The 9,865-nt window shown below is 73.1% G+C and carries 9 protein-coding genes; 6 read left to right on the top strand and 3 right to left on the bottom strand.

All coding sequences use genetic code 11. The features are described 5' to 3' along the window. Positions 1–164 precede the first annotated feature (164 nt). Positions 165–446 carry an Lrp/AsnC family transcriptional regulator gene (locus ACWD6P_RS36440; protein WP_006606094.1) on the bottom strand — a complete coding sequence of 94 codons (282 nt, stop codon included), beginning with the start codon at positions 444–446 and terminating at the stop codon, positions 165–167. After that, positions 443–1,123, bottom strand: coding sequence for a rhomboid family intramembrane serine protease (locus ACWD6P_RS36445; RefSeq protein ID WP_451448514.1), 681 nt, complete (start codon positions 1,121–1,123; stop codon positions 443–445). The genes ACWD6P_RS36440 and ACWD6P_RS36445 overlap by 4 nt, the downstream gene beginning before the upstream one ends. A 327-nt stretch (positions 1,124–1,450) precedes the next feature. On the opposite strand from ACWD6P_RS36445, the gene ACWD6P_RS36450 reads away from it, so the two are divergent. The 5 genes from ACWD6P_RS36450 (at position 1,451) to ACWD6P_RS36470 (ending at position 7,212) form a co-directional block, all read left to right on the top strand. Continuing rightward, positions 1,451–1,690 (top strand): hypothetical protein, encoded by a 240-nt coding sequence (locus ACWD6P_RS36450; RefSeq protein ID WP_030415459.1) that lies wholly within the window; start codon positions 1,451–1,453, stop codon positions 1,688–1,690. An 18-nt stretch (positions 1,691–1,708) separates the two neighbouring features. Next, entirely contained in the window at positions 1,709–3,082 is a 1,374-nt protein-coding gene (locus ACWD6P_RS36455; RefSeq protein WP_451448509.1) for an NYN domain-containing protein, read from the top strand. 308 nt (positions 3,083–3,390) lie between these two features. Continuing rightward, positions 3,391–4,416, top strand: coding sequence for an NlpC/P60 family protein (locus tag ACWD6P_RS36460; RefSeq protein WP_451448510.1), 1,026 nt, complete (start codon positions 3,391–3,393; stop codon positions 4,414–4,416). Between the two features lie 305 nt (positions 4,417–4,721). Further along, positions 4,722–5,762, top strand: a complete 1,041-nt coding sequence (locus tag ACWD6P_RS36465; RefSeq protein ID WP_451448511.1) for an NlpC/P60 family protein — start codon at positions 4,722–4,724, stop codon at positions 5,760–5,762. A 52-nt stretch (positions 5,763–5,814) separates the two neighbouring features. Next, complete coding sequence (locus ACWD6P_RS36470) at positions 5,815–7,212, top strand: hypothetical protein (protein WP_451448512.1); 1,398 nt, start codon at positions 5,815–5,817, stop codon at positions 7,210–7,212. Here the strand turns inward: ACWD6P_RS36470 and ACWD6P_RS36475 are convergent. After that, the gene (locus ACWD6P_RS36475) at positions 7,166–8,419 is read right to left on the bottom strand and encodes a glycosyltransferase 87 family protein (protein ID WP_451448515.1); all 1,254 of its coding nucleotides are present in this window, start codon (positions 8,417–8,419) and stop codon (positions 7,166–7,168) included. The genes ACWD6P_RS36470 and ACWD6P_RS36475 overlap by 47 nt on opposite strands. Before the next feature lie 177 nt (positions 8,420–8,596). Between ACWD6P_RS36475 and ACWD6P_RS36480 the strand changes: the two genes are divergently transcribed. Beyond that, the gene (locus ACWD6P_RS36480; RefSeq protein WP_451448513.1) at positions 8,597–9,739 is read left to right on the top strand and encodes a glycosyltransferase family 4 protein; all 1,143 of its coding nucleotides are present in this window, start codon (positions 8,597–8,599) and stop codon (positions 9,737–9,739) included. Positions 9,740–9,865: the final 126 nt, after the last annotated feature.

Genomic DNA, 9,865 nt, shown 5'->3' on the forward strand with positions numbered 1-9,865 from the left:
CGGAGGGGTTGGGGTTTCGGACGTAAAGCGAAGCAGTCCGAAACCCCTACCCCGGAGGACCGTCACCGGCAGCCGAACAGCCCCGCGCAGCGGCAACGCCCGCCGCAGGCGAAACAAGCGCAACCCCCACGGCGGGAAAGCCGAAAACGTGCGGGAGGCGAAACCTACGCGTCGAGGCCGATCGCAAACGCCGCTTCGAGATCGTGCTGGCTGTACGTCCGGAACGCGATGTGGGTCTCCGTCGAGGCGACGCCGGGGACCTTGCTGATGCGGCCGGGGATGACGTCCGCCAGGTCGTCGTGGGCGGCGACGCGGACCATGGCGATGAGGTCGTGCGCGCCGGTGACCGAGTAGACCTCGCTGACGCCGTCCAGCGCGGCGATCTTCTCGGCGATCTCCGGGATCTGGTCCACGCTGGTCTTGATGAGCACGATCGACGTGATCACGGCTGGCTCTCTCCCTCGGTCGCCGGGTCATTCGCCCTGGTGACCCCCACACTATCCCTCCGGTAGCGGGCCCAGGCGTACAGGAAGCCGAGCGCGAAGCCGACCACGTGGGCGAGGTAGGCGACGCCGGGCCCGTTGGGGTCGTGGCGGGCGGCCTGCCACTGGAGGAAGAACCAGAAGAGCAGCACGATCCAGGCGGGGAAGCGCAGCGGGAGGAAGAGGAGGAAGGGGAAGACGCTGGTGACGCGGGCCCGGGGGAAGAGGTAGAGGAAGGCGCCCAGGACGCCGGCGATCGAGCCGGAGGCGCCCACCAGGGTCTGGCCCGAGGAGGCGTGCGCGGCCGCGTAGCCGAGCAGCGCCAGGTAGCCGATGATGAGGTAGAAGGCGGCGAACGGCAGCCGGCCCATCCGCGCCTCGGCCATCCCGCCGAAGACGTACAGAAACAGCATGTTGCCGAGCAGATGCAGCCAGCTGCCGTGCACGAACAGCGCGGTGAGCGGGGTGATCAGCACCCGCAGGGAACCGCTCCACAGCTCCAGCGGGATCACGCCCCACCGCTCGAAGTACGCGGCCTGGGCCTTCAGCAGGGCGTCGCCGGTGCCGTACACCGGGTTCAGGCCGGAGGCGGGGCCGAGTACGAAGACCGCACAGCACAGGCCGATCAGCACATTCGTCAGCCGCGAGCACACCGCGGTCAGGGACCGGGTGGGGTGCGGCGGGCGGGGGAGGAGGGCGAACTGGCGGGGAGAACGGGAGCGCGCGGAGCGCCCGGTACGGGGTGAACGGGGAGGGGGAGCCGGCGCCGTCATGAAGTGATCATGGCGTAATGCGGGCAATCGGGACAGAGTGCCTCGCCGCATCCCGGCTCCTGGGCAGGGCCCGCACCCGCCCCCCAACAGGCCGTAGGGTTGCAGGCAGTACCTTGCCTACTTCCGCAGTCCGACGGCGCACCGCGTGAACGGCGCAGCAGCACGAGATCGACGAGTACGAAAGAGGACGACACGATGGCTGTTCCCCTGCCGACGGCCGAGACCCGGTGGCGCTGCACGCTGTGCGGCAACCTCACCCGTTTCGATGTGACCCGTCAGGCCAAGGTCGTGGAGTACGTGCACCTGGACCTGGCCGGGGAGCCGAAGGTGGAGGAGCGCGAGGTCCTCAGTGAGAGCATCGAGTCCGTGCGCTGCCGCTGGTGCAATGCGGTCGACCAGATCGAATTGGTGGACCGTCCGGGCGCGAGCGCCTGAGATCGGAGCGAGACAGCCGTGGTGGACCGTCCAGAAGGGGAGCCGGGGGCCGAGCGTCACGACGCACCTGCGGGTGCGGCGGACGAGGTGCTCGACCGTCCGCTGCCCGAGGGCGTACGGCGCCGGGTCGTGGCGCTCACCGCGGAGTCCTTCGGTGCGCTGACGGTCGCCGAACTCCCCGCCCCGCTGCGGCAGTACGCCCGGTTCACCCCGACCCGGCGGGCCAAGTTCGCCGGTAACGCGATGGCCGCGACGCTGGAGAGCGACGCGGTCTTCCGGCAGCGCATCGCCGGCAAGCTGCGGGAGGCCCAGCCGGAGCTCGCCGAGGCGCTGGAGCACGGCACCCCGCCCGCCGCCGCCGATCCGCTCGATGTCGCCGCGGCCGCCTATGTGCTGCGGCCGGAGGGCTGGGTCAAGCTCGTCGCGGCGGCCGGCGAGGAGGCGCAGCGGGCGCGCGCCGAGCGGGCCGGCGAGGAGGCCGAACGGGAGCTGGCGAGGCTGCGCGAGGAGCTGGCGCAGGCGCGGGACGAGGCGCGGGCGGACACCGAGCAGATCCGGGCGGACCTGGAAGCCGCCCGCAAGGAGAACGAGACGCTGCGGCGCAAGCTGCGCAGCGCGCTGAGCGACGTCAAGCGCGGTGAGGCGGCGGTGCGCAAGGCCGAGGCGGCGCTGGCCGAGGCGCGGGACCGGGCGGCCGCCGAGAAGAGCACCGCGGACAGCGAGGTGCGCCGGCTCAAGGCCCGGATCGGCGAGGCGGAGACGGCGCTGGAGACCAGCCGGCGGGCCGTCCGCGAGGGCCGCAGCGTCGAGGACATGCGGCTGCGGCTGCTGCTGGACACGGTGCTCGACGCCGCCCAGGGCCTGCGCCGTGAACTGGCGCTGCCGCCCGCCAACGTCCATCCGGCCGACACCGTCGAGGCGGTCGCGCCGGGCCGGATGACCCCCAAGGACATCGCGACCCGCGCGCTGTCGGAGACGGACCCGGCGCTGCTCGACCAGCTACTGGCGCTGCCGCAGGCGCATTTGGTGGTGGATGGCTACAACGTCACCAAAACCGGCTATCCGACCATGCCGCTCGACAAGCAGCGGCTGCGCCTGCTGGGCGGCCTCGCGGTGCTGGCGGCGCAGACCGGGGCCGAGATGACCTGTGTCTTCGACGGCGCGGAGCTGGCGGCACCGGTGCTGCTGGCGCCCCCGCGCGGGGTCCGGGTGCTGTTCAGCAAACCGGGCGTAACGGCCGATGAGTTGATTCGTCAGCTCGTACGTGCCGAACCGCCCGGCCGCCCGGTCGTCGTGGTCTCCACGGACCGGGAAGTGGCCGACGGCGTGGCCAAGGCCGGGGCGCGGCCGGTCGCATCCGCCCTGCTCCTCAAGCGACTTGCCCGTACCTGATACGGGGGCGGGATCCGGACTTTCGGACCGCGGAAGAAATTGCCTGTCATTCGTCTCTCAGTGTCAATTGGCGCTCACTGCCTGTGTGATGTTGGTAAAGGATGAGGTTTGTGGCGCAGATTTTTCCTATGAGGATTTGAAGCGATCACAGCTCGGTTACTAAGGTCGGGCGCGAACCTTCATACAGGTGATCATCCAACCGGGGTGAACAGTGAAGGTACCGCCGAGTCCGCGGCGTTCACGCGGAGCCGGGGTCTCAACCCCCCCACTTCCCGGTAGGCGGCTGGAGGAAGAAGGAGCTCGCCCCCGTGGCGTCCCACCGTCGACCCAAGCAGCCGAGCCGTACCCGCGTGACCGTGCTCACCGCCACCGCCGCGGCGGCCGTCGCCCTCTCGTCCCAGGTCGCCCAGGCCGACCCGGGCCAGTCGAAGAAGGACGTCAAGTCCGAGGTCGACAAGCTCTACGAGCAGGCCGAGCAGGCCACCGAGAAGTACAACGGAGTCAAGGAGCAGCAGGACAAGCTCCAGAAGGAGGTCGACGACCTCCAGGACAAGGTTGCGCGCGGCCAGGGTGAGCTCAACCAGCTCCGCAAGGGCCTCGGCTCGGTCGCCTCCGGCCAGTACCGCAGCGGGTCCATCGACCCCTCGGTCCAGCTGTTCCTCTCCGGCGACCCGGACACCTACCTCGAAAAGGCCGCCACCCTCGACCAGTTGAGCGGCAAGCAGGCCGAGCAGCTCAAGACCGTCGCGGACAAGCAGCGCCGGCTCGCCCAGGAGCGCGCGGAGGCCGCGAGCAAGATCGAGGACCTCTCCGAGACCCGTAAGGCGCTCGGCGAGAAGAAGGACGAGATCAAGAGCAAGCTCGCCAAGGCGCAGGCGCTGCTCAACACCTTGACGGCGAAGGAGCGGGCGGCCATGGAGGCCGAGCAGGCCCGCGCCGACCGCAGCAACGAGCGCGCCGACCTCGGCGACGACGTGCCCGCCTCGCAGCGCGGTGCGGCCGCCCTGGCCGCCGCCCAGTCCAAGATAGGTTCGCCCTACGTCTGGGGCGCCACGGGCCCGTCGTCCTTCGACTGCTCGGGTCTGACCTCCTGGGCGTACCAGCAGGCCGGCCAGTCGCTGCCGCGCACCTCGCAGGCGCAGGCCAACGCCGGTACCCGGATCGGCTCGCAGGACGCCCTCAAGCCCGGCGACCTGGTGCTCTTCTACGACGACCTGCACCACATCGGCCTCTACGCGGGCAACGGTACGGTGCTGCACGCCCCGAAGCCGGGCGCCAACGTGCGCTACGAGTCGATCAACAACATGCCGTTCATGTTCGGCGTCCGGGTCTGAAAAGCCTCACAAACGTCTCAACCTGCCGCCCGAACGGGCGAATTGCGGCCTTCGTCGCTGACTTCCCGCCCCGCCGGTGACCTGCACAGTCACCGGCGGGGCGGCTTTTTGCGTACCGAATGGGGCTTTTGGCCGGTGTGCGCCACCGCCGCTACTGTCTGCTCCTCGCAGCACCGGTTCACCGCGCGCCCTCCCGGCGCAGCGGGTTCCCCAAGCTCTCGGCTGCTCCCCCACGCTCCCGGCTCCGCTCACGCAGGGGGACCCCACGGGCAGGGGAGACCCCCATCGGAAGGAGTGCGGCTCTCGTGGCGTCCCACCGCCGTCCCTCGCAGCACGGCCAGGCCACCCTCACCGGGGTCACCGTGCTGTCCGCCCTGGCGACCGCGGCCGCCGGACTCTCCACACCGCAGGCGTCCGCCGCCCCCGCCGACCTCCCGGCCACCCGGGACGCCGCGACCGCCCGGGTCGCGGAGCTCTACGAGCAGGCGGAGCGGGCCACCGACAAGTTCAACGGCGCCGACGCCCGGGTCAGGGAGCTGCGCGACGAGGCGGCCACCCTCCAGGACCGCACCGCCCGCGCCCAGGAGCGGGTCAACCGCCTGCGCGGCCGGATCGGGGCGCTGGCCGCCGCCCAGTACCGGGCCGGCGGGATCGACCCCGCCCTCAAGCTGATGCTCTCCGAAGGGCCGGACGGCTTCCTGGAGAAGGCCTCCGCGCTCGACCGCCTCGGCATCGCCCAGGCCGGCCGGCTGCGCGAACTGAAGGCGGCGCAGCGCTCCCTGGAGCAGCAGCGCCGGGAGGCCGCCGTGACGCTGGCCGAGCTGGAGTCCAGCCGCCGGCAGGCCGTCCGCCACAAGAAGGACGTCCAGCGCAAGCTGGCCACCGCGCAGCGGCTGCTCAACGCGCTCCCCAAGGACGTCAGGGCGGCCTACGACCGGGTATCCAGGAGCGACGGGCGCATCGAGGTGATCCCCGACCTCGGTGGCGCGGCACCGGTCTCCGGACGGGCCTTCGACGCCGTCGCCGCGGTGCGCGCCGCCGTCGGCTCCCCCTACGCCTGGGGAAGCAACGGCCCCAGGGCCTTCGACTGCTCCGGACTCACCCAATGGGCCTACAGCTGGGCCGGCGTCTGGCTGCCCCGTACCTCGCAGGCCCAGCGCGGCGCCGGCCGGCAGGTGCCGCTCGGCCAGGTGCAGCCCGGTGACCTGGTCATCTACCGCTCGGATGCCAGCCACGTCGGCATGTACGTCGGAAACGGCCAGGTCGTGCACGCGCCCTATCCGGGCGCCAAGGTGCGCTACGACCCGGTCGGAATGATGCCGATCTCGTCCGTCACCAGGCCCTGAGGCGGCGACCCAGCGTTTTTGCCCCGGCCGGGCCGGAATTACGATCGGCCGCATGTCACACCAGCGGGCGAGACGGCCGTCGCGGGCCGGGGCGGCGGGCTGCGCCGCCCTGAGCGCCCTCGCGCTGCTCGTCCCGCTGGCCGGCTGCACCCCCAGGACCGCGTCATCGGCCCGCTTCCCGGACGTCCAGCGGATGCTCGACGCCCGGGCGCGGGCCGTCGAGCAGCGGGACGAGGCGGGCTTCCTGGCCGCCGTCGACCCCCGGGCCGCCGGCTTCCGCGCCCGCCAGCGTGCCGTGTTCGCGCACCTCGCGGGCGTACCGCTGGCCGACTGGCGCTACGACCTCGACTCCATCGGCGCCTTCCCGCTCCCGGGCCCCGGCACCGGCGAACGGCTGGCCGCGAAGGTCCGGCTGCACTACCGCCTCAAGGGCTACGACACCGCGCCGGTCAGCGCCGCCCAGTACCTCACCCTGACCGAGCGCGACGGCCGCTGGCTGATCTCCTCGGACACCGACGGCGCCGCGGCCGGCAAGAGCGGCACCCGCCAGCTGTGGGACCAGGGCCCGGTCCGGGTGGTCCGCGGCCGGCACAGCCTGGTCCTCGGCGGCGCCGCACACCCGGACCGGCTCAAGGACCTGGCGCGCCGCGCGGACCAGGCGGTGCCCGCGGTCTCCGCGGCCTGGAAGGGCAAGTGGGCGCGGAAGGTCGTGGTGGAGGCGCCGGACTCGGTCGCGCGGATGGCGCAGCTGATGGGCAGCGACGACCCGTCCGGCTACCTGGGGATCGCGGCGGTCACCACCGGTGAGGCGGGCGTCACCACGGCCGCGCCCGCGGACCGCGTGATCATCAACCCCGATGCCTACGAGGAGCTCAACGACCTGGGCCGCAAGGTGGTCCTCACGCACGAGACCACCCACGTCGCCACCCGTACGGTCACCACCGCGGCCACCCCCCTGTGGCTCTCCGAGGGCTTCGCCGACTGGGTCGCCTACCGCGACACCCACCGCAAGGCCACCACCACCGCCCCCGAGCTGACCCGCGCGGTGCACACCGGCGACCTCCCCGCCAAGCTGCCGACCGACGCGGACTTCGGCTTCCGGGCCGGCGCCGACCGGCTGGCCAAGGCGTACGAGGGCAGCTGGCTGGCCTGCCGCATGATCGCCGAGAAGTGGGGCGAGGCGAAGCTGATCGCCTTCTACCGGGCGGCGGGCCGCAGCGCGCTGCGCACGTCGGTGCCGGGGGGCGCGGGCGCGCCGATGGAAGCGGCCACGGCGACACCTGCCGACGCCCGCCCGGCGGCGCCGGCCACCGGGACTCGGCACCGCACCCCGGCCCGCGCCGACCGCGCCGAGCGCACGGACCGCACCCTGCGGGCCCAACTGGGCGTCGGCCTCGCGGAGTTCACCAGACTGTGGCGGGCGTATGTGCGGCAGGAGCTGCGGCGCTGAGGGGCTCCGTACCGTCCGCGGGCCCGCGGGAGGCGGCCCACAGCCGGCGGCAGGCGAGCAGCGACGCGGCGACCAGCAGCCCGTTGCGCAGGGCCAGCAGTGCGACACCCCGCGCATCGCTCGCCACGACGTGCGCGAACCAGACCGGGAACTCCAGCTGGGTGAGCCCGGTGGCGAGCAGGACCAGCACCGCCGGCAGCGCCTGACGGCTGGCCCGTACGGTCAGGCACACCGCGGCCAGCCCCACCAGCCAGAGCATGTACTGCGGGCTGATCACCCGGCTCGTGGTGGTGAAGAGCAGGGTGGCGGTGAAGGCCGCGTCGCACAGCGTCGCCCGGGTGACGCGCCCGGCCCGTACCCGCCACAGGACCAGCCAGCCCAGGGCCAGCCCGCTCAGCGCCAGCGCCAGGACGCTGACCAGCGGGACGCCCGGCCCCAGGAACTCCACCGAGCCGTAGTGGAGCAGCACCTGGCCGTCCCACCCGTAGTGGCGGGCGATATGGAAGACCAGCGCGCCGAGCGACTCGATCTCCGTACCGCGGTCGCGCTGGAAGGTGAGGAAGGCCAGCGCGCCCGGCGCGGCCACCACGAAGAACAGCGTCAGCCCGGCCGCGGTGGCGCCCGCGCTCCGCCACAGGGCGCGCGCCCGGGCGCCGCGCAGCGCCGCGCCGGCCAGCAGCAGCGCCGGCCAGACCTTCAGCAGGGCCCCGAACGCGACCAGCGCACCCGCCACCCGCGGCCGGCGTACGGCCGCGAACAGCGCCGCGACCGCGACCGCGGTGACCAGCAGGTCGTAGCGGGCGTACGCGGTCGGGCCCAGCAGCGCCACGCCCGCGATCCACACCCAGGCCCCGGCAGGCCGGTTGCCGGGCCGCCGGCCGGCCCGCAGCAGGAGCGCGAGCACCGCCGCGTCCGTGACGAGCACCAGGGCGAAGAACGCCGGGGCGTAGTCGAGGAAGGGCAGCATCCCGGGCGCGAGGACGGCGAGCGCGGCGGCCGGCGGGTACTGCCAGGTCACATCGTCCAGCGGGAACGTGCCGGTCTTCAGGACCTCGTACCAGCCCTGGTAGATCACCGAGACATCGGTGGTGACATCCGGACCCGGCAGCACCACCACCCTCAGCACACACAGCAGCACCACGGTCCGGGTCACGGCCCAGCCCACGACCGGAAGCCACCCGCCACGCACTCCGCCACCGCTGGTCATCGCCACCTCGTCGCCGCCCCTTCCCGCTGTCCCCTGCATCATGCCGGGAGCGCGCGGTCACGGTCGCGGAGGAACACGGGCGTGGCGGACCGGCCCGACCCCGGCGCGGCGGTGCCCGGTACTGTCGGGGACGGACCGCCGAGACCGACCGCTCGGACCGACCGTCGAGAGACCAGCGTGCACAAGACCCTGATCGTCACGAACGACTTCCCGCCCCGGCCCGGCGGCATCCAGGCCTTCCTGCACAGCATGGCGCTGCGCCTGGACCCGGCCCAGGTCGTCGTCTACGCCTCCACCTGGAAGCGCAGCGAGGAAGGTCTCGCGGCCACCGCCGCGTTCGACGCCGAGCAGCCGTTCCCCGTGGTCAGGGACCGTACGACCATGCTGCTGCCGACGCCCAGGGTGACCCGCCGGGCCACCGCCCTGCTGCGCGAACACGGCTGCTCCTCCGTGTGGTTCGGTGCCGCGGCGCCGCTCGGCCTGATGGCGCCCGCGCTGCGCTCGGCCGGTGCGCGCCGCATCGTGGCGACCACGCACGGCCACGAGGCGGGCTGGGCGCAGCTGCCCGCCGCCCGCCAGCTGCTGCGCCGGATCGGCGAGGGCACCGACACCCTCACCTACCTCGGCGAGTACACCCGCTCGCGGATCGCCGCCGCGCTCACCCCGCAGGCCGCCGCCCGCATGGTCCAACTCCCGCCCGGTGTTGACGAGAAGACCTTCCACCCCGGCTCGGGCGGCGACGCCGTACGGGCCCGGCTGGGTCTCGCCGACCGCCCGGTCGTGGTGTGCGTCTCGCGCCTCGTCCCGCGCAAGGGCCAGGACACCCTCATCGAGGCGATGCCCGCCATCGTCGCCGCGGTGCCCGACGCGGTGCTGCTGATCGTCGGCGGCGGCCCGTACGAGAAGGAACTGCGCGCCCTGGCACGGGAGAAGGGCGTGGCGGACGCGGTGCGCTTCACCGGCGCCGTGCCCTGGGAGGAGCTGCCGGCCCACTTCGGCGCCGGCGATGTCTTCGCGATGCCGTGCCGCACCCGCCGCGGCGGCCTCGACGTCGAGGGCCTGGGCATCGTCTACCTGGAGGCCTCGGCGACGGGGCTCCCGGTGGTCGCGGGGGACTCCGGAGGCGCACCCGACGCCGTCCTCGACGGCGAAACCGGCTGGGTCGTCCCCGGCGGCGCCCCCACCCCCGCCGCCGACCGCATCATCACCCTCCTCAAGGACCCCGCCCTGCGCCGCACCATGGGCGACCGGGGCCGCGCCTGGGTGGAGGAACGGTGGCGCTGGGACCTGTTGGCGGAACGCCTTAAGCGGTTGCTCTGACCCGTACGTTTTCGGCTGGCCCGCCGTGGTGGTTTCTCGCCGTTGCGCCTGCGGCGGGCTGGGTGCCGCTGCGCGGGGCTTTTCGGGGTGCGGTGGCGGTCCTCCGGGGCAGGGTGTCCGGACTGC

The organism is Streptomyces sp. NPDC002446, from assembly GCF_053595675.1.

What these genes read in the sequence shown, in the direction of transcription:
- ACWD6P_RS36475 (WP_451448515.1), bottom strand. Translation starts at nt 8,419, where the DNA reads ATGACCAGCGGTGGCGGAGTGCGTGGCGGGTGGCTTCCGGTCGTGGGC.
- ACWD6P_RS36470 (WP_451448512.1), top strand. Translation starts at nt 5,815, where the DNA reads ATGTCACACCAGCGGGCGAGACGGCCGTCGCGGGCCGGGGCGGCGGGC.
- ACWD6P_RS36450 (WP_030415459.1), top strand. Translation starts at nt 1,451, where the DNA reads ATGGCTGTTCCCCTGCCGACGGCCGAGACCCGGTGGCGCTGCACGCTG.